At 43.8% G+C, this 23,902-nt stretch carries 26 protein-coding genes; all 26 read right to left on the reverse strand.

What is annotated here, in order from left to right; all coding sequences use genetic code 11:
* Window positions 1–274: 274 nt before the first annotated feature.
* A complete protein-coding gene (locus BRLA_RS16055) occupies window positions 275–655 on the reverse strand; it encodes a YraN family protein (protein WP_003336886.1) in 381 nt (126 codons plus the stop codon).
* Window positions 655–963: an EscU/YscU/HrcU family type III secretion system export apparatus switch protein gene (locus BRLA_RS16060; RefSeq protein ID WP_003336885.1), complete on the reverse strand. Its 309-nt coding sequence runs from the start codon at window positions 961–963 to the stop codon at window positions 655–657. Before BRLA_RS16060 ends, BRLA_RS16055 begins: the two co-directional genes overlap by 1 nt.
* A 20-nt stretch (window positions 964–983) precedes the next feature.
* Window positions 984–3,053, reverse strand: a complete 2,070-nt coding sequence (locus BRLA_RS16065) for a hypothetical protein (protein ID WP_003336884.1) — start codon at window positions 3,051–3,053, stop codon at window positions 984–986.
* A gap of 150 nt (window positions 3,054–3,203) precedes the next feature.
* Window positions 3,204–3,986, reverse strand: a complete 783-nt coding sequence (locus tag BRLA_RS16070) for a ribonuclease HII (protein ID WP_003336883.1) — start codon at window positions 3,984–3,986, stop codon at window positions 3,204–3,206.
* A 211-nt stretch (window positions 3,987–4,197) separates the two neighbouring features.
* On the reverse strand, window positions 4,198–5,094 hold the full coding sequence (ylqF, locus tag BRLA_RS16075) for a ribosome biogenesis GTPase YlqF (protein WP_003336882.1): 897 nt from the start codon (window positions 5,092–5,094) through the stop codon (window positions 4,198–4,200).
* 31 nt (window positions 5,095–5,125) lie between these two features.
* Window positions 5,126–5,686, reverse strand: coding sequence for a signal peptidase I (gene lepB / locus BRLA_RS16080; protein ID WP_003336881.1), 561 nt, complete (start codon window positions 5,684–5,686; stop codon window positions 5,126–5,128).
* Window positions 5,687–5,859: 173 nt separating this feature from the next.
* Window positions 5,860–6,207 carry a 50S ribosomal protein L19 gene (gene rplS, locus BRLA_RS16085; RefSeq protein WP_003341429.1) on the reverse strand — a complete coding sequence of 116 codons (348 nt, stop codon included), beginning with the start codon at window positions 6,205–6,207 and terminating at the stop codon, window positions 5,860–5,862.
* A gap of 253 nt (window positions 6,208–6,460) precedes the next feature.
* A complete protein-coding gene (gene trmD / locus BRLA_RS16090; RefSeq protein ID WP_003336877.1) occupies window positions 6,461–7,207 on the reverse strand; it encodes a tRNA (guanosine(37)-N1)-methyltransferase TrmD in 747 nt (248 codons plus the stop codon).
* A 14-nt stretch (window positions 7,208–7,221) separates the two neighbouring features.
* Entirely contained in the window at window positions 7,222–7,743 is a 522-nt protein-coding gene (gene rimM, locus BRLA_RS16095) for a ribosome maturation factor RimM (RefSeq protein ID WP_003336876.1), read from the reverse strand.
* Window positions 7,740–8,159: a YlqD family protein gene (locus tag BRLA_RS16100; RefSeq protein ID WP_003336875.1), complete on the reverse strand. Its 420-nt coding sequence runs from the start codon at window positions 8,157–8,159 to the stop codon at window positions 7,740–7,742. The genes rimM and BRLA_RS16100 overlap by 4 nt, the downstream gene beginning before the upstream one ends.
* Before the next feature lie 138 nt (window positions 8,160–8,297).
* Window positions 8,298–8,525, reverse strand: coding sequence for a KH domain-containing protein (locus tag BRLA_RS16105; RefSeq protein WP_003336874.1), 228 nt, complete (start codon window positions 8,523–8,525; stop codon window positions 8,298–8,300).
* Between the two features lie 21 nt (window positions 8,526–8,546).
* The gene (gene rpsP, locus BRLA_RS16110; protein ID WP_003336873.1) at window positions 8,547–8,822 is read right to left on the reverse strand and encodes a 30S ribosomal protein S16; all 276 of its coding nucleotides are present in this window, start codon (window positions 8,820–8,822) and stop codon (window positions 8,547–8,549) included.
* A gap of 95 nt (window positions 8,823–8,917) precedes the next feature.
* Window positions 8,918–10,360 (reverse strand): signal recognition particle protein, encoded by a 1,443-nt coding sequence (gene ffh, locus BRLA_RS16115; protein WP_003336872.1) that lies wholly within the window; start codon window positions 10,358–10,360, stop codon window positions 8,918–8,920.
* A gap of 11 nt (window positions 10,361–10,371) precedes the next feature.
* The gene (locus tag BRLA_RS16120) at window positions 10,372–10,710 is read right to left on the reverse strand and encodes a putative DNA-binding protein (protein WP_003336871.1); all 339 of its coding nucleotides are present in this window, start codon (window positions 10,708–10,710) and stop codon (window positions 10,372–10,374) included.
* A 161-nt stretch (window positions 10,711–10,871) separates the two neighbouring features.
* On the reverse strand, window positions 10,872–11,885 hold the full coding sequence (gene ftsY, locus BRLA_RS16125; RefSeq protein ID WP_003336870.1) for a signal recognition particle-docking protein FtsY: 1,014 nt from the start codon (window positions 11,883–11,885) through the stop codon (window positions 10,872–10,874).
* A 71-nt stretch (window positions 11,886–11,956) separates the two neighbouring features.
* Window positions 11,957–15,529 (reverse strand): chromosome segregation protein SMC, encoded by a 3,573-nt coding sequence (gene smc, locus BRLA_RS16130; RefSeq protein ID WP_003336869.1) that lies wholly within the window; start codon window positions 15,527–15,529, stop codon window positions 11,957–11,959.
* 442 nt (window positions 15,530–15,971) lie between these two features.
* On the reverse strand, window positions 15,972–16,661 hold the full coding sequence (rnc, locus tag BRLA_RS16135; protein ID WP_003341446.1) for a ribonuclease III: 690 nt from the start codon (window positions 16,659–16,661) through the stop codon (window positions 15,972–15,974).
* A 33-nt stretch (window positions 16,662–16,694) separates the two neighbouring features.
* The gene (fabF, locus tag BRLA_RS16140; protein ID WP_003336867.1) at window positions 16,695–17,936 is read right to left on the reverse strand and encodes a beta-ketoacyl-ACP synthase II; all 1,242 of its coding nucleotides are present in this window, start codon (window positions 17,934–17,936) and stop codon (window positions 16,695–16,697) included.
* Between the two features lie 131 nt (window positions 17,937–18,067).
* Window positions 18,068–18,301: an acyl carrier protein gene (acpP, locus tag BRLA_RS16145; protein ID WP_003336866.1), complete on the reverse strand. Its 234-nt coding sequence runs from the start codon at window positions 18,299–18,301 to the stop codon at window positions 18,068–18,070.
* Window positions 18,302–18,353: 52 nt separating this feature from the next.
* The gene (gene fabG, locus BRLA_RS16150) at window positions 18,354–19,094 is read right to left on the reverse strand and encodes a 3-oxoacyl-[acyl-carrier-protein] reductase (RefSeq protein WP_187349329.1); all 741 of its coding nucleotides are present in this window, start codon (window positions 19,092–19,094) and stop codon (window positions 18,354–18,356) included.
* Entirely contained in the window at window positions 19,094–20,050 is a 957-nt protein-coding gene (gene fabD, locus BRLA_RS16155; protein WP_041752641.1) for an ACP S-malonyltransferase, read from the reverse strand. The genes fabG and fabD overlap by 1 nt, the downstream gene beginning before the upstream one ends.
* 33 nt (window positions 20,051–20,083) lie before the next feature.
* Window positions 20,084–21,097 (reverse strand): beta-ketoacyl-ACP synthase III, encoded by a 1,014-nt coding sequence (locus BRLA_RS16160; RefSeq protein ID WP_003336862.1) that lies wholly within the window; start codon window positions 21,095–21,097, stop codon window positions 20,084–20,086.
* Entirely contained in the window at window positions 21,094–22,107 is a 1,014-nt protein-coding gene (gene plsX, locus BRLA_RS16165) for a phosphate acyltransferase PlsX (protein ID WP_003336861.1), read from the reverse strand. Before plsX ends, BRLA_RS16160 begins: the two co-directional genes overlap by 4 nt.
* 32 nt (window positions 22,108–22,139) lie before the next feature.
* The gene (gene fapR / locus BRLA_RS16170; protein ID WP_003336860.1) at window positions 22,140–22,706 is read right to left on the reverse strand and encodes a transcription factor FapR; all 567 of its coding nucleotides are present in this window, start codon (window positions 22,704–22,706) and stop codon (window positions 22,140–22,142) included.
* 173 nt (window positions 22,707–22,879) lie between these two features.
* Window positions 22,880–23,050, reverse strand: coding sequence for a 50S ribosomal protein L32 (rpmF, locus tag BRLA_RS16175; RefSeq protein ID WP_018670782.1), 171 nt, complete (start codon window positions 23,048–23,050; stop codon window positions 22,880–22,882).
* A 193-nt stretch (window positions 23,051–23,243) separates the two neighbouring features.
* Window positions 23,244–23,762: a YceD family protein gene (locus BRLA_RS16180; protein ID WP_003336859.1), complete on the reverse strand. Its 519-nt coding sequence runs from the start codon at window positions 23,760–23,762 to the stop codon at window positions 23,244–23,246.
* Between the last annotated feature and the right edge of the window lie 140 nt (window positions 23,763–23,902).

Genomic DNA, 23,902 nt, shown 5'->3' on the forward strand with positions numbered 1-23,902 from the left:
TTTTTCTTTATGTATAACTAAAGAAACCGTTCTCTTCCTCGGAAGAAAACGGCTTTTTTATTTCATCCTGCAAAATGTGGTTTTTACAAAAAATGGCTGTCTTCACGTCATCCCTGACTAAAGACAGCCAAACCAGATGTATTACTTAATATGGAGGAGTTACAACTCGTCGAGTACATTGTATTGTACGCTTGAAGATGTACTATTGATGTAGTTAAATCACTATGAACGGCCTATTTCTTGCAAATTTAGGTGCTATCATATTATCCATTGCCTAAATACATTTGTAATGCTCAAGACCTTCTCCACTCAGTGAAAGATCAGGCGGAATCCATACTGCAATGGCATCAATTCGAAATGAATCATAGGACTGAGTATGATTTTGCAGATAAGCTAGAGCTAGCTGTCGCAATTTTTGCTGTTTGCGTGGTGTGATTGATTCAACAGGACTTCCATACCTAGGAGTAACTCCTTTTTTACCTATACGAGATCGAACTTCAACAAACACAACTGTTCTCTGCTCCATTGCAATAATATCAATCTCTCCCTGAGAAAGTCGGACATTACGACCAATAATACTGTAGCCTAGACTTTCAAGGTAATCACATGCTCTCGATTCCCCAATTTGACCAATTAGCCTTCTTCGGTCTGTCATTAACTCCACTCTTTCTTCTCTAACCGATAAACAAACGCAAGAATTTCTGCTACCACCTGATATAATTCAGGGGGAATTTGCTGCTGTAAATCCAATTTAGACAGAACCTCTAATAATGAAGGGTCCTCCTGAACAGGGATGTTATGCTCTTTTGCCTTTTGCAGGATACTTTCAGCAATATAACCTCCCCCTTTAGCAACCAGACGTGGAGCATCGTCCTGATCCTCTTTATAGCGCAACGCTACTGCCTTTTTTAATCGTGGTACTGATTTTTCTTGAAAGTCATTGTTGGTAAAGGACCGATCCATTACGTTCCCCCCTTCCTATATTAGACACGCAAATCAACACCTGTGTAATTACTGTTTAATTGCTCTGTTTCTCTTATTAGTCCCCCGTTACCAGATTTGGCTTCTGGTAATGGCAAGACACGTAAAATAGATAGCTGATACCCTACTTCTTGGAGTTGCTGAGTAAACGTTTGCTTTTCTGACTGAATCAGCTTCTCCAACCAAGGTTGATCATTATAAACCTGAATTGTTGTAATTCGATTGACAATACTCACATCCACCATGGTCATTCCTAGCGCATGTAGATCTAATTGAAAAAATAATCTACAATTTCCCGGGTCTAATTGCCCACCTTTTTGCTTACGTGCCTCCACTTGTACAAAAGCTGTATCTTCTCCTTGCTCAGTTTTAATTGGAATTTGCATCATCACATGTGTCAGTGGTTGTGTTTGCTGAGAAGTCGACATCATTAATTGTTGTCCAGTAATATGCTGAAGCAATTGCTCTGCTGTTTCCTTTAATACTAAAGATACGCCTTGGGAAGCCTGTGCAACTTGTAATAACAAACTTTTTATATTTTGTAATTGCTGCTGATCAATTGCTTCTTTGCCTGTCCGTCCAGCCTGAAAAATATGTCTTTCATTAGAGATACCTAATAGTTCCAGTTTTTGTTGTAAAATTCCAGTTTCTTTCCGTAACTGAGCTTGATTCGCTGACGTTCCCTCATTTGATTGGGAAGATACTGCTTGATTACTTATTGTAGATGGCTGTTTCAATGATTCTTCTGGAGCAAGCATGCCAGAAGCTTGAATCTTAGTATTTACAGAAAAATTCGGAGCTTGCATACTGGTTTGTTGTTGTCTATTTTGGTTAGATTCCCCTATACCTGTGAGTGTTTGGTTGCTATTACCTGTGATAATGACTGATTCTGTAAGAGTGCGTGTATTGCCAGATGAAGGAAGGGAAGACGATTGACCTGTACCTTCTGTTTGCTTCAGAGTAGCCGGGCCATTTCCTCCATTTATCCCCCCATTCAATCGTGTTTGCGCATCTGCTTCCGCTCCACTTATAACTCCAGCATTTCCTCCTTGTTGTGCATCTGAACCTTGAGTGGATGAAAAAGGTGCCGTGTTATCAAATAAGGCTGACGACATAGGTCTCTGTTGGATTGGAACTTGATTCAAAAGATTCGTCTGTTGCCCTGTTTGCTGGCCGATTCCAACAGATGAGGTACCGTTTTGTACTCCTGTTCCTGTTTGTTGCCCTGCTTCAGCTTCTTGGTTGCCAATATGTTGAGGCAATGACGTTTGCGAAGGATTCCCAATCACTTGTTTTCCCAACATTCCTAAGTTCCCGGTTAGCAAAGGGGGTTCTTCATTGAGCTGTAGCGGCAACGACTGTAATAAGCTTGCAAGTGTTCGTAAGGTTTGTTGTAATTGTGGTTGTGGTGACACAGAGGCTGAAGAGCCACCTTGCGGGGTTGTTTGAGTCTGCTCATTAGCCCCAGTAGCCTCACTTTGCAAGGAAAGCGTAGCCAGTGTATCGGTCACCTGCTGTAAAAAAGCGCGAATAGAGTCTGATATGTTATTTCCAAATAAAAAGCTGCGCAACGCCAAGACTACATCCTGCGTGATTGGGATTTGTTTCGTAAGTGCTGTCTGCACTGCTTGCATGACATCTGTACCTGATCCTTGCGTCTTTATTATTTGACCAAGCTCCATTAATGTTTGCTTGTTTACAGGCAAATTCTTATCAAGTAAAAATTGCAGAGCTTCTTTTAATTCTGGTTGATTCGGTAAACCAAAAGAGCGCAATAAACCCTCCTGAGAGGCTTCCTTTGTGGTTTGACCTGCTTCCGTATGAACCACTTTTAACGTAAGTGGTTCTGTATTCCCCTGAACCTGTAACCATGCTTTTTGGCCTGCTTCCAAATTCGTCTCCATTTTAGCTACCATCTGCATTCCGCCAATTTGCACGATAGCACCCTGATCTGGAAGTACTTTTACGATGGTTCCCTTTACCACCTGATTCGGGCTTAGCTCTATCTGTTTGCTTCCGCTTGTGCGGGTTTGCTGCAGCATATTAGATAGCAATTGACCAGCTTGGATCATCGGTTCCTCCTCCTTTCATGTAAAACGAATAAACCTTTATTCCAAAAAGAAATTTTATGTACGAAATAGGCTGAAATGATTCTTATCAATGCTGATTTTGATCAGGAAAGATTTTTGGCCACTCAAGCCTCGAACATATCTTATACCCCTCTATCCAGTAATAAGCTCCTTAACTCCCCCAAAGGTTTTGCGATGCAACGCGGAAGGGCCATGAGTGCGTAAGGCTTGTAAATGTTCGGCTGTGCCATAACCAGCATTTTGCTCAAAGCCATATACCGGATACTCTGCCGCATATGCTTCCATAAGACGGTCACGCGTCACTTTTGCTACGATTGATGCAGCTGCGATCGAAATACTTTTGCCATCACCGCCAATAATCGAGAGTTGTGGAGCTTCTAAACGCGGTAGATGTACAGCATCAATTAAGCAGAGGTCTGGAGTGATTCCTGCGTCATTTATGGCTGTATACATTGCTTCGCGCGTCGCTTCTAGAATATTAATTTCATCAATGCGTTCAGCAGAAACGATCCCAATACCTACAGCGATTGCTTCACGCATAATTACTTCATAATAAGCTTCACGCATGGTGACATTTACCTTTTTCGAGTCATTTAAACCTGGAAGATAAAAATCAGCGGGTAAACAAACGGCTGAAGCAACCACGGGCCCTGCTAGAGGCCCTCTTCCAACCTCGTCTATTCCTACTATGTATTGATTACCTTGTGCCCAGTATAATTTCTCTGTTTCTGTCATAGCTTCCCAAAGGGCTTGCTGCTTTTTCAAATGATTTTCCTGAGCAATAAATCTACGCCAAATTGCTTGGACGCCTTTTCTTGGGTCTGTAGAAAGCTCCAATCGTTCCTTTGAGGAAAGCTGGTCAGCTCCTTCGACCCATTCTCTTATCTTTTGTATCGACATTTCCGCAATGTTCATTAATTCTCTCTCCCGACTTCCTTTACATTCTTTCTTTATTCTATCGTAAGACTAGCCCCGCGACAAAAATTTTTCGCATCTATCGTAACCAAACAATCTATTACAACCATTCTTACATCGTGCAATCTGATTGAATGATTCACACATTTTATCATTTGATCAAACAACCTAAAAACCCCTGCCATGTAGGCAAGGGTCAATACGTACATTTTTATTCATCATAGATAGAACGCGGCTCGCCAATGGTTACTTCCATTTCCCAATCAATCGGACGTTCTAACGAAATTTGCCCAATCTTTCCTGAGCGCAGTTCACGTAGCAATAGCTCAGAAGCTTTGTCATAGTCAATATATCCACCTGACGCCATACAGCCACGTTTTTTACCGATCATTTCTAGTAATTCTACGCCATCCTCGGGTAAATCAGTCAGCTTAAAGCGGTCTTTTAATCGCTCTGGATAGTAATGCATCATATAACGAACAGCATACAGGGCCACCTCAGAGAAATCAATCAGCTCATCCTTAATAGCACCACTTGCAGCTAATCGTAGTCCTACCATTTGATCTTCAAACTTAGGCCAAAGAATACCTGGTGTATCCAGAAGCTCTAGTGTATCGCCCATTTTTACCCATTGCTGCGATTTGGTCACGGCAGGACGATCTCCTGTCTGTGCAACAGAGCGTTTTGCTAAACGATTAATCAGTGAGGATTTACCAACGTTTGGAATACCTAAGATCATGATTCGTACTGCTCTTGCCAGCATTCCACGATCTGCACGTTTTTGTAACATATCTGAGGCTAACTCCTGGCAAAGCTCAGGGAGCTTATTCACTCCTCTTCCTGATAAAGCATCAATCGGTAGCGTACGGAGGCCTTGTTCTTTAAAATATCTTATCCACATTTCTGTTACAGATGGATCAGCTAAATCCGCCTTGTTTAGCAATATCAAACGTGGTTTTTCTGCCACGATCTCATCGATCATCGGGTTACGACTAGATAAAGGTAGTCTTGCATCCAGAAGCTCGATGACCACATCAACCTGCTTTAATTTCTCCGTAACCTGGCGGCGGGCTTTAGCCATATGTCCCGGAAACCATTGGATTGTCATCGTACATTCACCTACTTTGTTTACACAGCTATTAGCGTGTCATGCGTATATCTTTTAACGGCCAGAAGACAAACTCTGCCCGGCCTACCACCTTGCTTATTTCAACTGGCCCAAACTCTCGGCTATCTGAACTATTTTGGCGATTATCCCCCATTACATAAATATGTCCGGGTGGAATCGTTATTTTTTCGAAAGGAGTGGTTAGTGGTAGATCCTTCTCTTTTTGCGCAATTTCACGTTTCTCTTTTAAGTATGGCTCTTCCACTGGCTTATCATTAACGTACAAAACATCATCTTTTACCTCAACGGTATCTCCAGCAACAGCGATAACCCGTTTGATATAATCTCGCTTCTCAGACGCATGGAATACGATAATTTCCTCACGTTGTGGCTCTCTTAGATGATAGAGAGCTTTGTTAACCACGAGTTTTTCTTCGTTATGCAAAGTAAAATCCATGGAATGACCCTCGACGATAAACGGGGCAAATAAAAAGGTACGGATGAAGAATGCTAAAGCTATGGCTATGACAATCGCTTTAATCCATTCCCAAGCTTCATTTTTCTTCTTGGTAGTCGAGGCGTTTTCGCTCATAATCTTTCCTCCTGCTCTAGAGTCTCATTTATCTATTATATATGACAGAAGATATCTTTACACTTTATAAGTGCATCTATCTGAGATGAACTGTATATTCTAGAGAACTGAGGGCATTCAAAACCGAATGTAACTGAAAAAAGGGGGACTGGCAAGCAGCCCCCCTCTTATTCTTATCGACGAATTTCTTTAATGCGAGCAGCTTTACCTACGCGATCGCGAAGATAGTACAATTTCGCACGACGTACGCGACCATGGCGAACTACTTCAAGTTTGTCGATCTTCGGTGTGTGTAGTGGGAATGTACGCTCAACACCCACGTTGTAAGAAATCTTACGAACAGTGAAAGTTTCGCTTACACCAGTACCACGGCGGCGGATAACAACGCCTTCGAACACCTGAATACGCTCACGAGTACCCTCGATAACCTTAACGTGTACACGTACAGTGTCACCAGGACGGAACGCAGGAAGATCCTGTTTCAGTTGTTCTTTTTCCAATTCACGAATAATTTGATTCATCATGATTCACTCCTTCCACACAGACGTTCTTACTCGCCTTACTTGTTAAACCTCTGCTAGGTTAACGAACGAATAGCGGACCGTCGTAGTCAGTGGCAAAATTGCCACAAGTGATATTCTAGCATAACTATAGGCCGTTAACAAGCATTATTAGAAAATAATCAAGGATAAAATTCCCTCAATCTACTACTTTAACTGGATGATCAAAAATCAGTGGCAAATTGGAAGGATTAGTCTTCCCATGCTTGTAATATCAAGCGTTACTTTCTTCCTGCTGAATCTCTATTAGTAGCTTTTCAATTTCTTTGGTTTTCTCAATCTTCTCCAGTAACTCTGGTCGACGTTGCAGGGTGCGCTTTAGAGATTCTTTCAGTCTCCATCTCTCAATGTTCGCGTGATGTCCAGACAAGAGGATATCAGGCACCTTCCAGCCTCGGAAATCAGCAGGGCGTGTGTAATGGGGATGCTCTAAAAGTCCCGTAGAAAAAGAGTCTGTGACAGCAGACATTTCATTGCCGAGAGCGCCTGGCTGTAAACGCACAACACTATCAATCACAACCATAGCACCTAATTCTCCACCTGTTAGTACATAATCGCCTATCGAGATTTCATCCGTGACCAGATGCTCACGAATTCGCTCATCGTAGCCCTCATAGTGACCACAAATAAACACGAGGTGCTCTTCACGAGCTAACTCCTCAGCCATTTTCTGATCATATCGTCTTCCTTGCGGGCACATTAGAATAATACGCGGTTTCGAGGTACCCTCACGAGCCTGAAGGTCTTCCACGGCATCAAAGATCGGATCTGGCTTTAAGACCATGCCACCACCGCCTCCATAGGGAGTATCATCTACGTTGCCGTGTTTGCTTTTCGAATAATCGCGAAAGTTAATGACTCCAAAATCGACGATTCCTCGCTCTGCTGCTTTTCCTAAAATACTGGTAGAGATTACCCCTGTAAACATCTCTGGAAACAGTGTTAGTACGTCAATACGCATGATCTACCTCTCCTCTATAGCAATCCATCCATGAGGTGGCAAATTACTTTTTTGTTCTGAACATCTACCTCTTTAATGCAATCATCAATGAAAGGTAGCATAATTTCTTTGCCCTTGTTACCTTTTACTACCCAAACGTCATTGGCACCTGGCTGTAAAACCTCTGTAATCTTGCCTAATACCTCACCTGTGTCCGTAATCACTTCGCATCCAATAAGCTGATGAATATAAAATTCGTCTTCTTCAAGCTCTAGCAGTTCCGTTTCCGGAACCTTTAATTCTCCACCCTTATACTTTTCCACGTCATTAATAGATGAGTAGCCTTTAAAGGTTAGAATGGTAAAATCTTTGTGTTCGCGATACGAAGCTATTTCCACAATCACTGGTTCGGTCAAGCTTGGATGGAACAAATGTAATTTATTCCCCTTTTTAAAGCGAACATCTGGGAAATCTGTTGTAGAAACGACACGCATTTCTCCACGTAATCCCTGTGTATTAACCAATTTTCCTACTGTATAAAATTTTGGTTGTGTCACAAGCTTTTGCCTCCTTGACGTATTTCTATTACAATCCCGTCACGAATGATAATTTCAGCATCTGCCATTTTTTCATTCCAACGGTCCCCTACTTTCATTTCAACTTGACTTTTAAGGGTTTGCTGATGGAGTTCACTTTCTAAGGGAAGCCTTTCTACTTGTTCAAGTTGAATAGAAATCAGTTCCAATTTCTCACGTAGGGCTCCTTCTTCCTGATCCAACCTCTCCAGAGCCAGACGTACCCCTTCGCTTCCTCTTTTTTCAGCCTCAGCTAATATTTTTTTACGCTGGAATCGCCATTGCTCCAATTCCATATGCACATATTGTGCTTGTTTTTCATATTCTTCCCGTAATAACGCCTTAGTTTTCTCTGTCAAAACAACTTTTACATGCACCAATCTCTCAATGCTGATCATAGGAACCGCCTCCCGACAGCTAAGAAGGTTATTTCGTTGCTTTCCTTTATATAAACACATGTAGTAACACTATATTTTGCATGTGGGGTTAACACGTATGTAGATACGAAAAAAGACTGGAGAACCCCCCAGTCTTTTTTATACGATTTCAACGGTAATCCGCTTATCAGTCTGAACTGCAGCAGCCGTTACAACCGTCCGCAGGGCTTTCGCAATGCGACCTTGTTTTCCAATAATCTTACCCATATCATCTGGATGAACGGAAAGCTCGAAAACTAAGATACGCTCCTTGTCCACTGCGTTCACTTTCACATGTTCCGGATGATCCACAAGAGCTTTCGCGATCGTTTCGATCAAAGCCTTCATCTAAAGATCACCGTCCCAATCTTACTTCTTGCCGATTTTTGCTTCGTGTACTTTCGCAAGTACGCCTACTTGAGAAAGCAAGTTACGAGCTGTATCGGTAGGTTGCGCTCCGTTCATGATCCATTGAACAGCTTTCTCGCTGTCAATGTTAACCACTGCTGGTTGAGCAACTGGATTGTAATAGCCGATCTCTTCAATGAAACGACCATCACGTGGGGAACGAGAATCCGCAACTACCACACGGTAGAAAGGAGCCTTTTTAGAACCCATGCGCTTTAGACGAATTTTAACTGCCATGTTGTTCACCTCCTAAAAGAATCAACGAAAAACGTTGTATGTGTCTATATATCTGAACTATCGCCTTTATAGAGCGAAGAGAGTTCAAGCTTACATTATTTAAACGGATTAAATGGGAAATTGAAGCCACCTTTTTTATCATCGGCATCTCCGCCCATGCCACCAAACGGATCGATCGGTGCATTTCCTTTAAAAGGAAAGAATCCGCCTTTTTTCTTGCTTTTCTTTTTCATTTTGTCCGTCATGCCTGTGAATTGCTTCATCATTTTCTTCATATCCTCGAATTGCTTGATGAAACGATTCACTTCCTGGATCGTGGTTCCGCTACCAGCAGCAATACGCTTGCGGCGGTTTGCATTCATGATATCAGGGTTAGCCCGCTCTTCCTTTGTCATCGACTTCACGATGGCCTCCGTACGAGCAATTTGCTTTTCATCCACCTTTAGATCCTTCATGCCCTTCATCTTATTCATGCCAGGCAACATACCCAACAGGTCCTCAAGCGGCCCTAGCTGACGCATTTGCTGCATGGAATCCAAGAACATGTCAAAAGTGAATTCCCCTTGGCGCATTTGGCGCTCCATCTCTTTTGCTTTATCCACGTCGACGCTTTCCTGTGCTTTTTCGATCAAGCTCAGTACATCGCCCATTCCCAAAATGCGTGATGCCATACGATCTGGATGGAATGGTTCCAAAGCATCAAGCTTTTCACCCATTGCTGCGAACTTGATCGGTTTACCAGTCACTGCTTTAACAGAAAGGGCCGCACCACCGCGTGTGTCTCCATCTAGCTTAGTAAGAATCACACCTGTAAGCTCTAGTTGATTGTTAAAGCTCTCTGCTACATTGACTGCATCCTGACCAGTCATAGCATCCACAACCAACAAAATCTCATCCGGCTTTGCCACTTCACGCACTTGTTGAAGCTCTTCCATGAGAGTTTCATCAATGTGCAGTCGACCCGCCGTATCAAGAATCACATAATCGTAGTGATTTTCTTTAGCATGTTCAATCGCTTTCGTAGCGATTTCTACAGGACTTACCTGATCACCCATAGCAAATACAGGAGCACTCAATTGTTCACCTAGTACTTGTAGCTGCTTAATGGCAGCAGGGCGATAAATATCGCAAGCAACCAGCATAGGCTTACGATTTTGTTTTTGTAACAGCTTGGCCAGTTTACCGGTTGTGGTCGTTTTCCCCGCACCTTGTAGACCAACCATCATAATAACAGTCGGTGGTCGGTTAGAGACAGCCAGCTTGGAGACGTTACCGCCCATAAGCTCAGTCAGCTCTTCATTTACCACTTTAATAACCATTTGTCCTGGCGTTAAGCTTTTCAAAACATCTTGTCCAACTGCACGTTCCTTGATCCGAGCAACAAATTGTTTCACGACTTTAAAGTTAACGTCTGCTTCCAATAAAGCCAGACGCACTTCCCGCATCGCCTCATTCACGATGGTTTCGTCGATTTTACCTCTGCCACGCAGCTTATCAAAGGCGCCCTGCAATCGGCTTGCCAAGCTTTCAAATGCCATATGTGCCCCTCCTAATCCATCTCTGACAGTTGGCGGAGCAAGATAAGCAATTCCTCTCTCGTATCGTCCCCACCTGTGGCCTCTACCAGATTGATCATCATTCTCACAACCTCTTGACGCTGTTCATACTTCGCTGTTAGCTTCAGCTTTTCGTCATATTCATAAAGCTGCTTTTCAGCTCGCTTGATATGATCATAAACGGCTTGTCGGCTTACTTCATGCATTTCTGCAATCTCGCTTAACGATAGATCATCCAGGTAGTAAAGCTCAAGGTATTCACGTTGCTTTCCTTTTAACAGAGAAGCATAGAAGTCAAATAAGAGATTCACTTGATTCGTTTTTTCCAGCATGGAACCAATCCTTTACAGTTAGATCGGTTGCTACTGTGTAAAGTTTTTTTCCTTTACAGAGCCAAGTAATATACTATACAATCCTGCGCCTACTGTCAAGTCTTTTTGTTGACATTAATTTTTTCAAGATCTATTCTGCAAAAACAACGCTCGTAAGCTTGCTATTCTTGCTCGGATTCCGCTTCCTGCTCTGTCTCTTTTTCAATCAAGCCAGCAAACAAAGCATGAACGAATTGTTCTGGATCAAAGGCTTGTAAATCATCCATTTTTTCACCCAAACCTACATATTTCACCGGTATATCCAGCTCATTGCGGATAGCAATAACGATACCGCCCTTCGCTGTCCCGTCTAGTTTGGTCAAGACAATACCTGTCACGCCAGCGGATTCTCCAAAAGCCTTAGCTTGGTTCATAGCGTTCTGTCCAGTCGTCGCATCCAGAACCAGCAATACTTCATGAGGAGCATCTGGGATTTCACGTTGTAGGACACGGAAGATTTTATTTAGCTCTTCCATTAGATTCACCTTGTTTTGCAAACGACCTGCTGTGTCGCAGAGAAGAACATCTGCCTTACGTGACTTAGCCGCTTGTACCGCATCATAGATAACGGCTGCCGGATCAGCGCCCTGCTGGTGCTTAATCACATCTACACCAACACGGTCTCCCCAAACCTCCAACTGTTCAATCGCAGCAGCACGGAAGGTATCCCCTGCAGCCAAAACTACTTTTTTTCCTTGTTGTTTAAACATATGAGCCATTTTACCAATCGTAGTGGTTTTTCCTACACCATTAACCCCTACGAATAACACAACGTTTAAACGTCCTTCCTCTATCTGTAGTGCCGTATTGTGGGCTTCATCATTGCGTAATAGGTTAACTAGCTTTTCCGATAGAATCGGTTGCAAGTCTAAGGCATTCTCGATTTTGTGCTTGCGAACCTCTCCTCGCAAATCATCAACGAGCTCCATCACCGTATTTACGCCTACATCGGCTGCTATTAGAATCTCTTCTAGCTCCTCGAAGAAATCCTCATCAATTTTTTTGTAGCGACGGACTAAATCCTCTACTTTCTCTACTAAAAGATCTCTTGTTTTGGTTAACCCATCCGTAAACTTCTGCGTTACCTCTTCTGATTTTTTTACGATGGAATCACGAAGTTTTTTAAAAAAGCTCACAACTGACCCTCCTTGAATGTTGTCTGTTTGTTTTGGTGAATCGGCGAGTCTTAAAAGACTACAAATACGATCTATGAAGCGGATTCAATCAGTTTTTTCGTATCTTCTAGCTTAACAGACACCAGCTTGGAAACGCCGCCTTCCTGCATAGTGATACCGTACAGGACATCAGCACTCTCCATAGTTCCTTTCCGATGTGTGACACAAATAAACTGGGTCTCGCCGCTAAATTGATGCATATATTCGGCAAAGCGGCTAACATTGGCTTCATCCAGAGCAGCCTCTACCTCATCTAATACACAGAATGGCACTGGCTTCACGCGCAGGATAGCAAATAAGAGAGCCATAGCTGTTAATGCGCGTTCTCCCCCAGATAATAACGCTAAATTTTGTAGTTTTTTACCCGGCGGTTGGGCTACGATATCAATTCCTGTTTCCAGTAATCGATCTGGCTGTGACAACAGCAGATCCGCCCTACCTCCTCCAAATAACTGCACAAATACATCTTGGAATTGAACTCGAATCTCATCAAATGTCTGTTGGAAGCGGCGTGACATCTCTGTGTCCATTTCAGCAATCACCTGATAGAGCATTTCTTTTGCCTCTATTAGGTCCTCTTCTTGTTTCCGCAAGAAATCTAACCTCTCTGCTAGGCGATCAAACTCTTCAATTGCACCTAAATGAACCGTTCCGAGTGCAGCTATTTGCTTCTTCAATCCATTAACGATTCCCTGCTGCTCAGCAATCTCTCCCAACGGAGGATATTTTTGCTTAGCGAGATCAAAGCTTAGCTCGTACTCTTCCGATAGTTTGTTTAGCAAATGATCTAATTCTACTTCATACCGGTTTCCCTTTACTTCTTCGGCATGCAGCTTCTCTTCAAGTGCTTTTACTTGTTTACGAATCTCTTTTACCTCAAGCTCCAATTGCTCCTGCTTAGCAAATAGACTCGATCGATCTCCACGCCGTTCGGAAATCAGATTGGCTACACGGTCCTTATCCTGACGAAGCTCAGAAATTTTTTCATCCAGCTCTCCAAAAAAGGAATCATTATTATCATCTAGGCTATGCAGATCCATCAAAGCCTGATTTGCTTCTTCCCATTCCTTTGTCAATAAGGTACGTTGTTCTCGTAAACGCTCCACCTGTTCGATTCGAGAAGCATGCTCCTGCTTTACTTGTGCCACGAGGACCTTCAGACTGGTAATCTGCTCATTCATTTCTTCCTTGCTGAGCATATGCTCTTTTCGTCTTGTTTCGGCTGTAGCGATGGCAGTTGTGAGCAAATGCTCTTCTTCCTCTAGCACCTTCAATTGCTGGCTAAGTTCTGTCAGCTTATGCTGAGCATCATTCATCTCTTTTTGATAAAGAGCCATATCCTGATCAAGTACAGCCATACGCTCCCGTAAGGATTTTCCAGATAACTCCGCTTGTTGCAGCAAACCTTTTAATTCCTGTTCACGTAAGCGAAGGACCTCTCCTTGTTCACGCAGCTTTTCCTGTTGCTCTTCTGCTTGTTTCGCTGTCTTTGTAACAGCTTCAATGCTAGCCTTCTTCTGTGCAATTTCATTTTGCAAGGTATCTAACATGCCTTCTAGCTCTTCTACCTGACGGTTGCGGCCTAGAAGATTTGCATTGTTCTTCTTCACAGCTCCGCCCGTCATAGAACCGCCTGCATTAACGATATCACCATCTAGCGTGACCACCCGATAGCGGTAATGACAGCTTCTGGCTACACGGTTTGCCTGCTCCAAGGTTTCTGTAATGATGACATTGCCAAGCATAGACTCGACAACAGCCCGATAGGCTTCATCAAAGGAGACAAGACGACTAGCAATGCCTACCACTCCGCTTTCATTGCGTAATTGGCGTTCATCTTCACTAGTAAGGGAACGAGAACGAATAACCGAAAGTGGTAAGAAGGTAGCACGACCCAGATTATGTCGTTTCAGGTAGCCAATCGCTTCACGCCCCGCTGCTTCATCATTTACGACTACATTTTGCAGGGCTCCTCCCAAAGCAACCTCAATAGCAGTTTCCACCTTGCGCGGCACTGTCATGAGCTCGGCAACTGCTCCATGGATTCCCTTCATGCCTTTTTCACGAGCGCGTAGGATTTCTTTAACCCCCTGCTGGAAGCCTGCGAAATCATGCTGCATCTCTTTTAATAGGTCTAGCCTAGAGCGCGTAGCTTCGCGTTGCTGTTCAAGACGGCGAATCTCCATTTCAGCCTCTTCGATTTGTTGCTCTTGTCCACGGGTTTGGGCCATGAGTTCACGGAAACGGGTTAGCGTTTCATTTAGCTTTTGCTCAATTGTTGCAAGCTCAGAGGCATGCCCTTCCCCTGTATTTAGCTGAGTAGATTCTTCACTAACTAGGCGATCTCGGTCTGCCTGCAAACGCTCCATTCGTGCCTTGCTGGTATCACGCGTCTGTTCCTGATGCCGAATATCATTACGGAGGCGAGCCATTTCATTAAGTTTGTCGAAGTAATCGCTTTTCAGCTTCTCCAGATCATCTGTCAACCCACGCACGACCACTTGGAATTCAGATTCCGCCTTCTTGAGCTTTCCTTCTGCTTCTCGCATCTTTCCCTTGGCTTCTTCTCGGCGTGCTTCTTCCGCTGTCAGCTCTTCCTCTATGACATGCTGCTTCTCGGTTAATCGGTGCATTTGCTCCATCGTTTGCTTACGATTCGCTTCGAGATTTCTTTTGCGCTCCCGCAATACCTCACGGCGGCCCTCTACCTTCTCCGCCTCTTCACTCACCGTAAGCAAAACCTGCTGTAGCTCTTCAATTGATTCATCAATCTGATTAACCTTGTAGCGAGCCTGCTCTAGCTCCGCTTCTTGCTGCCCTGCTTGTGCGGCACGCTTGGCTAATTGATTTTCTAAATCAGCAGATTGTCTTTTCGTTTCCTCCCATTTGGCATGCGTCTGCTCGATTTGCTGCACGTAGAGAGCTACCTCATGCTGGATAAGCTTTTCATGTAGGCCTTTATAGGTCTTGGCTTTTTCCGCCTGCTCCTGCAAGGGACCTACTTGCTCTTCTACCTCATTGCGAATATCATAAATACGCACTAAATTTTGGGTTGTTTCATCCAGTTTCTTTTCTGCTTCCCGCTTGCGAGACTTATATTTTACAATTCCGGCTGCTTCTTCAAAAATGCCCCGGCGATCTTCTGATTTCGTGCTCAGTATTTCTTCGATTCGGCCTTGGCCAATGATAGAGTAGGCCTCTTTTCCTACACCTGTATCCATAAACAGTTCCATGATATCCTTTAATCGGCAGGAACGCTTATTAATAGAATAGTCGCTCTCCCCTGAACGATAGACTCGACGTGTTACGGTCACTTCGGAGTATTCGGTATCCAAAGAGCCATCCGAGTTATCTAGGGTTAAAGATACTTCCGCGAAATTTACCGGTTTGCGCGTATCGCTACCGGCAAAAATAATATCCTCCATCTTGGAGCCGCGAAGCGATTTAGCGCTTTGTTCACCAAGCACCCAACGAATCGCGTCCGATACATTACTCTTGCCGCTCCCGTTTGGACCAACTACCGCAGTCACTCCCGGTACAAACTCCAATTCGGTCCGGTCTGCAAACGACTTAAAGCCGATCAGTTCCAACCGTTTTAAATACATGATAATCTCCCCTAAACATACTCAATCCTCTTTAACTCTCCTAGTTTATCATAGATGACCCATTTGGCGTAGGGTGACTTGGGAAATACCTGATTTTCTGTATTTGTAGAAAAACGAAAAATGGATAGTAGGAATGAACACAAAAAGGCCCTTACTTTGTTTTCAGCCAAAGTAGGGACCTACGATTCCTTCTAATCAAACCATGCTTCTATTAAAATTGCCCTGCACTTTGCTACTTATTCATTCGTTAATGGTACTTTTCAATTAAGACTGCGGTCTACCACAAGCGTTTCATCAACCCTGTTTCTCGAAAAAATGTACACATGATTGCAAAACAATTTGCAAATAACTTTTTCAGTTTCAGTAAAAAACTAGGCTTCTACCTTGTAGAACACACAAAGTAGAAGCCTAGTTTTTAACATGCTTTCAGCTATTTTTTACGTTACGCTTTCGTTTCAATTTTCATGAGAGCAAGTGCAGCAGCGCGTTGTTCTGCTTCTTTCTTGGAACGACCGGAGCCTACTCCCAACTGATTTCCATTCAATATCACTTCGGATACGAACTCACGGTTGTGGGCAGGTCCTCTCTCCTGCAAAATGCGATAAATGATTTCTCCCAAGCTGTCCTGTTGAACAAGCTCTTGCAATTGACTTTTAAAATCGGTCACTTGTGTAAATTCACCTTTATCAATGCGCGGATACACATATTTTTCTAGGAATTGAAAAACCGCATCCAAGCCTTGATCAAGGTACAAAGCGCCGACAAAGGCTTCAAAAACGTCAGCAAGGAGAGCTGGTCGCTGTCGCCCACCTGTAAGCTCCTCGCCTTTTCCCAATAGCACCAGTTCACCAAACTGAAGCAACTCTGCAAACTTAACGAGTGACGGTTCACATACGATCGCCGCACGAAGCTTGGTCATTTCACCTTCACTCATTTTCGGGAACATTTTGTAGAGAAATTGGGAGACCGTTAGCTCCAACACCGCATCGCCTAGAAATTCTAGGCGTTCGTTGTCGGAAATCCGTTTGCCCCTTTGCTCGTTCACATAGGAAGAATGGGTGAATGCTTGCCGCATCAAGGACTCATCAGTAAATACGATTCCGATTTTTTCTTGCAGCTCTTTAAAATTCATCCCTCTTTCACCTTCCCTCACCGAATGCATGCTCTACTCCGCATAACGTTTTAAAAGAATGGTCGCATTATGCCCACCAAAGCCAAATGTGTTAGACAAAGCATATTCTACCTTTGCCTCTCTCGCTTTGTTTGGTACATAATCCAGATCGCATTCCGGGTCAGGGTTCTCTAAGTTGATGGTTGGAGGTAAAATCTGATCACGCAGGGCATAAGCTGACGCCATCGCTTCGATAGCTCCTGTCGCCCCCAACAAATGACCTGTCATTGATTTGGTAGAACTCACAGCTAGCTTGTAGGCGTGCTCACCAAACAGGCTCTTAATTGCTTTTGTTTCAGCCACATCACCGGCTGGAGTAGATGTACCATGTGCATTGATGTAGTCCACTTGCTCTGGAGATACACCCGCATCCTTTAACGTATTTAACATACAGCGTCGGGCACCGTCTCCATTTTCATCCGGAGCAGTAATATGGAACGCATCAGCGCTCATACCATAGCCAACTACCTCGGCAATAATGGTTGCTCCACGCTGTTTAGCATGCTCTAGCTCTTCCAAAACCAATACTCCAGCACCTTCACCCATAACAAAACCATCTCGACCTTGATCAAAAGGGCGACTTGCCTTTTGTGGCTCGTCATTGCGAGTAGACATTGCCTTTAATGAACAAAAACCAGCCATACCCATCGGACGAATTGTCGCTTCTGTACCACCTGTAATCATAGCATCAGCTTGACCGAACTGAATGAGACGGAAAGCGTCACCAATTGAATTCGTACCTGTTGCACATGCAGTGATTGCACTCGAGGTTGGACCCTTTGCACCTAGCTCGATAGAAGCAATTCCAGAAGCCATGTTAGCGATTAGCATAGGAATAAAGAACGGACTAACGCGACGCGGACCCTTCTCCATCAAAATTTGATGTTGTTCTTCCCATGTACTAAGTCCACCTATTCCTGAACCAATATAGACACCGATACGCTCAGCATTCTCCTCAGTAATGGTCAAATTTGCGTTTTTCACTGCTTCCTTCGCTGCTGCTAGACCAAACTGCACGAAACGATCCATCCGACGTGCTTCTCGTTTGTCCATATATTGTTCGGGATCAAAATCTTTAACTTCTGCTGCAATTTTTGTAGGATAATCGGTTGGGTCAAAATTCTCAATCCGGCTGATCCCTGATTTACCTGCAAGCAGGTTCTTCCAAAGAGTTTCTGGGTCTTTTCCAAGTGCGGTTATACACCCAAAACCCGTAATGACTACTCTACGTCTCATGTTCATTCACCTCTATATAAATCAGCTTGCGCATCCTAGCTTAACATTATTAGTAACGTATCGTTTGTTGAAAAAATCACTTATTTGCGTAAAGGGAGAAGCCCCGTCGAAACGGAGCCCCTCCTTAGCGATTACTTGTGGGAAGATATGTAATTAACTACTTCACCCACAGTAGTAATTTTTTCTGCATCTTCATCAGAGATCTCTAGGTCGAACTCGTCTTCTAATTCCATAACAAGCTCAACAACATCAAGGGAGTCTGCCCCTAGATCTTCTTTGAAAGAAGCTTCTAACGTTACTTTATCTTCGTCTACGCCTAAACGGTCAATGACGATTTTCTTTACACGATCAAGAATTTCTGCCACTTACTTCACCCCCTCTCACGTATTATACGGGATGTCTCTTGTAAAAACCAGTTTACATATACATACCGCCGTCTACATGTAAGGTTTGTCCTGTCATGTAGCTTGAGGCATCAGATGCTAGGAAAAGTGCCACACTAGAAATTTCGTCAGCCGATCCAAGACGGTTAAATGGAATCTGTGCTAAAATTCCACTCTTAACGTCTTCCGGTAGAACATCTGTCATATCAGTGTCAACAAATCCCGGAGCAATCGCATTTACCTTAATGTTTCTGGAAGCGAGTTCACGAGCAGTGGTTTTGGTTAAACCAATGACTCCAGCCTTGGCAGCCACATAGTTAGCCTGTCCTGCGTTACCTAATACACCTACAACCGATGTAATATTGATAATGCTTCCGCTACGCTGTTTCATCATTGGACGAGTCAACGCTTTTGTCATATTAAATACGCCTTTTAAATTGACGTTGATAACCTCATCCCATTCTGACTCTTTCATGCGCATTAAGAGATTATCCCTAGTAATTCCTGCGTTATTTACGAGAATATCGATTTTTCCAAAGCGCTCTAGCGCTTCTTTTACCATATTCTCCGCTTCTTCTGTATTTCCTACATTGGCGCGAATCATAATTGCTTCACGACCCATTTTTTCGATCTCAGCTACTGTTTCCTGAGCTTTCGCTTCGTTTCCTGAGTAATTAACAATGATATTGGCTCCGGCTTCCGCATATTTTAGTGCGATGGCACGACCGATACCACGAGAAGCCCCTGTAATCAAAGCTACTTTACCTTCTAACATTAACATGCTTCTCCTCCTCCAACGAATTCAGTAAGTGAATCCATGTCTTGCAGGCTAAAGATTTTTATGTTGGCTTCTTTTGGTGCAATTTTTTTCACCAAACCAGCTAATACTTTTCCGGGACCGATCTCAATAAACGTAGTGACGCCTTGCTCGATCATCCAAGCAACTGAATCCTCCCAAAGAACAGGAGAAGATACCTGTTCAACCAAGCTCGTAGCAATTTCGCTAGAATTCGTCACAGGGCGTGCTGCAACATTCGTCACTACTGGTACATTGGCATCGTTTATTTCGATATCTGCTAAAACAGCCTGTAAAAGCTCAGCGGCTGGTTGCATCAAGGAAGAATGGAAAGGTCCGCTAACATTTAGTGGCATGACGCGCTTAGCGCCCGCTTCTTTTGCCAGTACTCCCGCTTTCTCTACACCTTCAGCACTACCTGAAATGACAATTTGCCCTGGGCAATTCATATTTGCAAGCTGAACAGGGTATCCGGCTTCGGTAACTTGTTCACATATGCCTCGCAACTTTTGGCGATCCATATTAAGTACGGCCGCCATAGCCCCTTGACCAGCAGGCACTGCTTGTTCCATATATTGTCCACGTGCACGCACGGTTTTCACAGCATCGGTAAAGCTGATTGCTCCTGCGGCTACCAATGCAGAATATTCGCCCAAACTGTGTCCTGCCACGAAATCTGGCTTCAGATCAGGGCATTTTTCTTGTAAAACCTTAAGAACAGCAACGCTCATGGTCAAAATAGCTGGCTGCGTGTTTACTGTCAAACGCAGCTCCTCTTCAGGTCCTTCGTAGCAAAGATGTGAAAGCGAGAAACCTAGTGCTTCATCCGCCTGACTAAAAATCGCTTTTGCCACTGATGATTCTTCACATAACTGCGCTCCCATTCCAACAAACTGAGAGCCTTGTCCTGGAAAAACAAATGCTAGTTTACTCAAATCCATTCGACTCCAATCCCTGTGTACTTCGTATTATTCGCCGTTTTGCTCACGTGTGCACCATGTGAGCAGTGCTGCTCCCCAAGTCAAGCCACCACCAAAGCCAACGAGAATAACATTGTCTCCTTCTTTAACTCTTCCCGCTTGGATAGCTTCATCCAACGCAACGGGAATAGAGGCAGACGACATATTTCCATAGCGATCTAAGTTAATTACCACTTTATCCTCTGACAAACCAAAACGTTTCACAGCCGAATCAATGATACGTAAATTTGCTTGATGTGGTACCAAGAGATCGATCGCTTCCTTTTCTAGTCCTGCTTTTGTTAACACGGTGTCAGTTGCACTGTTCATGACTCGTACAGCAAATTTAAAAACCTCATTGCCAGTCATGGTCAAATAGTGCATTTTGTTCTCTACGGTTTCTTTTGTAACTGGGTAACGAGAACCGCCACCTGGGAGAGATAGCAACTTAGCACCTGATCCATCCGCACCTAGGTCAAAGGCTTTAAAGCCCATTCCCTCTGGAACAGGACCAAGAACAGCCGCTCCTGCACCGTCACCAAACAGTACGCAAGTATTACGATCTTCATAGTTTGTGATTTTGGATAATGACTCTACCCCGATAACCAGCACATAACGATACATGCCGTTCGCGATAAATTGTGTAGCAGTCGTCACCCCGTAAATGAATCCCGTGCATGCTGCGGAAAGGTCGATAGCCGAGGCTTTCTTAGCACCCAATCTTTCTTGTAATATGCATGATGTAGATGGAAAAGAATGGTCTGGAGTTACTGTTGCCACAATAATCATGTCAATGTCTTCAGCACTGATGTTTGCCTTGTTCAGCGCTCTCACGGCAGCTTCATAGGCTAGGTCTGAAGAAGCTTGATCTTCCGCACAAATTCGACGTTCACGAATCCCTGTACGAGAGGTAATCCATTCGTCAGAGGTTTCCACCATCTTTTCCAAATCGGCATTACTTAACACTTTATCAGGTGTATAGGAGCCTGTTGCCAGGATTCCTACAGGACGTAATCCATTCATTCTTTTTCCCCTTTTCCGCTATGATCGATCTGTAGCTCCTTTAAGATGAGCTGATTGACATCAGACTTGCAAAAACGCGCCGCTGCTAGCAGGGCATTTTTGAATGCTTTTGCATCGGATGAACCATGCGCCTTAAAGACAGGTCGTTTCAATCCAAGCATCGGAGCACCACCGTACTCTGCATAGTCCATGCGGTTAGCAAAACGTTTTAGACTTGGCTTTAAAATGGCAGCAGCCAGTTTATTCATGAAGGTTGAGGTAAGCTCACGCTTCAACTGAGAGAAAATAGCTAAAGCCGTTCCCTCTGTGTTTTTCAATAAAATGTTGCCAGAGAAGCCCTCACATACTAGTACGTCGCAAGCGTCCTCTAGTAAATCTCGCGCTTCTACGTTTCCAATAAAATGGACCGGACTCTCTTTTAGCAAGGGAAAGGTGCTTTTAGCCAGTTCATTCCCTTTCGCTTCTTCTGTACCGACATTTAGTAGACCAACGCGTGGCTTTTTTATGCCTAACACTTTTTCTACATATAGGCTACCCATAATAGCATATTGCACGAGGTGCTGGGGTTTCGCATCCATATTGGCGCCAACGTCAAGCACCAATGTAACGCCACCCTTGATTTTGGGAATCATCGCAGCTAGAGCTGGACGTTCAATTCCCTTCATGCGTCCCGTAATCAATAAGCCCGCTGTCATCAATGCTCCGGTGTTACCAGCAGAGATGACCGCCTCTACTTCCTCTTGACGTGCTAGCTCTACTGCTTTTACTAAAGAAGAATCTTTTTTACGGCGCACAGCTTTGACCGGTTCTTCATCTGTTGCTATTTTTTCTGTTGTATGTAAAATCTCAATATTAGATGGACGGGGTGTAGGCAGATAGCTGCCAATAGCTGATTCATCCCCAACTAAAACAATTTGTAAGGAGGGTTCAACAGCGATAGCCTCCAAAGCGCCTTCTACGGCACTGCGGGGTGCATGGTCGCCCCCCATGGCATCAAGTGAAATACGCAAGTACAATTCCCTCCTGTTTTTTCCTGACCTTACTACTCACGGATACGAAAAACTCTAAACGTAGCAGTAAACACATTTTCCCCTTGAACCTTCGTTTCGACGCGCACCTTGCTTTCGTCCCCTTCCGTAGAACGAACCACAGCCTTAGCAACCAGCTTCTCGCCTTGCTTCACAGGCCGAATAAAACGCATGCGGGCTGTAGCCGTTAAAGCAACATCCGCGTCGATAACAGCAACCGCCAGGGAGTTTGCTTGAGCAAAGATATAATGCCCACGAGCAATCTGTGTTCGAGTAAACACATACTCCTCTGTTATTTCTAAGACAGAAATTCCATAATCATCCAGTTGCAGATCTATTACTTCGCCAATCACCTCTTCAATTCCTAGTGATTTGACTGGATCCAAACTTTTCTCTGCAACAGATTTAATCCGTTCACGTAATTCCGGTATGCCTAGCTCTAAACGATCCAGCCGTATTGTTTGGATGCTAACATCAAACATCGCGGCCAAATCTTCATCCGTAGCGAATGGATTTCGTTCTAGACTATCCACGAGCTGTCTTTGACGATCTCTCTTAGCTATGCGAGCGATTTTCGGCACCCCCCTTAGCTTTTTCTATCTATGCTTACGAGTTGTTTTTAATACCAGGTACTAAATTAGTATACGGGAGGGAGGCTATTTTTACAACCCTATTCATAAAAATAACTTAATCCGTTAGATTCCCCCGTTTGAATAGAAAAAAAGCAAGGTGATCACCTCACCTTGCCTCTTACTTATTGAACCACTTTCTTACCTTTGTAAGTTCCGCAGCTTGCGCATACGCGGTGAGCTAGTTTGTGTTCGCCGCAGTTATCGCATTTAACCATACCTGGAATCTCTAATTTGAAGTGCGTACGACGCAATCTTTTACGAGTTTTGGAAGTTCTACGTTGAGGTACTGCCATCTTCCTTACACCTCCTTCGAAGTCAAAATGTCTGAAGGTTCCCCATATAGAAACTCAAGGCATAAAGCCGTAAGTGAAATGGTTATCTGTGGAACCGATGTATGTGGGTTAGGGCTAATTCACAGGAATCGACCAACCCGTTCAAAAATGAAGCAATTCATCCAAAGAGAAGCGCTTCATCTTGAAAACAAGCTTATTCTTCTGCTTGAATGAAGAATTTCTTTAGGGCTTCTAAACGCGGATCAATACGTTCTGTGGAACAATTGCATGACTGTTCATTGCGGTTAATTCCGCAACTCGCGCACAGTCCCTGACAATCCTTGGAGCACAATGGGAATGCTGAAATTGACAACAAGAAGTCTTCTTCCAGGAACGGGTCCAACTCGATCTCTTCGCCAGTCACCTGATGAATATCGCTATCCTCATCAAATTCGATATCGGATGTATTCGGCGCAAAGGTTTCAGAAAAAGGAATCGAAAGCTGTTCCGTGTACGGTGTCAAGCAACGCGCACAAACGAACTTAGCTTCTGCTTGTATTTCTCCCTTGATATAGATTAAGCCACCGAGCTCCATAGCCTCTCCTGTAACAGTAACAGGAGATAAGTCTCGAATCTCTTGATGACGCTTCTTTAAATCCTGGGAATCCAAGTTTGTTTGAAAAGGAAGTGGTTCTCCTTTTCTGTGGTGCAATTCTATTAGTTTAATATTCATGTTATCACCTCATGCACAACAAAGATGATTATAGCTTTTGCCTACATCTTTGTCAACCTATTTTCCTTGACACCTTATCGGCTGCAAATAGAATTTGCCAGAACAAATGAACTTGTCTACACTACCAGTACAGATAGGTT

Source organism: Brevibacillus laterosporus LMG 15441 (assembly GCF_000219535.2).
GTDB lineage: Bacteria > Bacillota > Bacilli > Brevibacillales > Brevibacillaceae > Brevibacillus_B > Brevibacillus_B halotolerans.

Bases quoted from the DNA above. Each gene is read 5' to 3' on its own strand.
- BRLA_RS16105 (WP_003336874.1), bottom strand. From the start codon at position 8,525: ATGAAGGCTTTGATCGAAACGATCGCGAAAGCTCTTGTGGATCATCCG.
- fabG (WP_187349329.1), bottom strand. From the start codon at position 19,094: ATGTTAGAAGGTAAAGTAGCTTTGATTACAGGGGCTTCTCGTGGTATC.
- rpsP (WP_003336873.1), bottom strand. From the start codon at position 8,822: ATGGCAGTTAAAATTCGTCTAAAGCGCATGGGTTCTAAAAAGGCTCCT.
- BRLA_RS16180 (WP_003336859.1), bottom strand. From the start codon at position 23,762: ATGAATATTAAACTAATAGAATTGCACCACAGAAAAGGAGAACCACTT.
- BRLA_RS16055 (WP_003336886.1), bottom strand. From the start codon at position 655: ATGACAGACCGAAGAAGGCTAATTGGTCAAATTGGGGAATCGAGAGCA.
- BRLA_RS16065 (WP_003336884.1), bottom strand. From the start codon at position 3,053: ATGATCCAAGCTGGTCAATTGCTATCTAATATGCTGCAGCAAACCCGC.
- ylqF (WP_003336882.1), bottom strand. From the start codon at position 5,094: ATGACAATCCAATGGTTTCCGGGACATATGGCTAAAGCCCGCCGCCAG.
- BRLA_RS16070 (WP_003336883.1), bottom strand. From the start codon at position 3,986: ATGAACATTGCGGAAATGTCGATACAAAAGATAAGAGAATGGGTCGAA.
- rplS (WP_003341429.1), bottom strand. From the start codon at position 6,207: ATGAATCAAATTATTCGTGAATTGGAAAAAGAACAACTGAAACAGGAT.
- trmD (WP_003336877.1), bottom strand. From the start codon at position 7,207: ATGCGTATTGACGTACTAACACTGTTTCCAGAGATGTTTACAGGGGTA.
- ffh (WP_003336872.1), bottom strand. From the start codon at position 10,360: ATGGCATTTGAAAGCTTGGCAAGCCGATTGCAGGGCGCCTTTGATAAG.
- BRLA_RS16100 (WP_003336875.1), bottom strand. From the start codon at position 8,159: ATGATCAGCATTGAGAGATTGGTGCATGTAAAAGTTGTTTTGACAGAG.
- BRLA_RS16060 (WP_003336885.1), bottom strand. From the start codon at position 963: ATGGATCGGTCCTTTACCAACAATGACTTTCAAGAAAAATCAGTACCA.
- smc (WP_003336869.1), bottom strand. From the start codon at position 15,529: ATGTATTTAAAACGGTTGGAACTGATCGGCTTTAAGTCGTTTGCAGAC.
- rpmF (WP_018670782.1), bottom strand. From the start codon at position 23,050: ATGGCAGTACCTCAACGTAGAACTTCCAAAACTCGTAAAAGATTGCGT.
- lepB (WP_003336881.1), bottom strand. From the start codon at position 5,686: ATGAGCGAAAACGCCTCGACTACCAAGAAGAAAAATGAAGCTTGGGAA.
- BRLA_RS16120 (WP_003336871.1), bottom strand. From the start codon at position 10,710: ATGCTGGAAAAAACGAATCAAGTGAATCTCTTATTTGACTTCTATGCT.
- BRLA_RS16160 (WP_003336862.1), bottom strand. From the start codon at position 21,097: ATGAATGGATTACGTCCTGTAGGAATCCTGGCAACAGGCTCCTATACA.
- fabF (WP_003336867.1), bottom strand. From the start codon at position 17,936: ATGAGACGTAGAGTAGTCATTACGGGTTTTGGGTGTATAACCGCACTT.
- rnc (WP_003341446.1), bottom strand. From the start codon at position 16,661: ATGAATTTTAAAGAGCTGCAAGAAAAAATCGGAATCGTATTTACTGAT.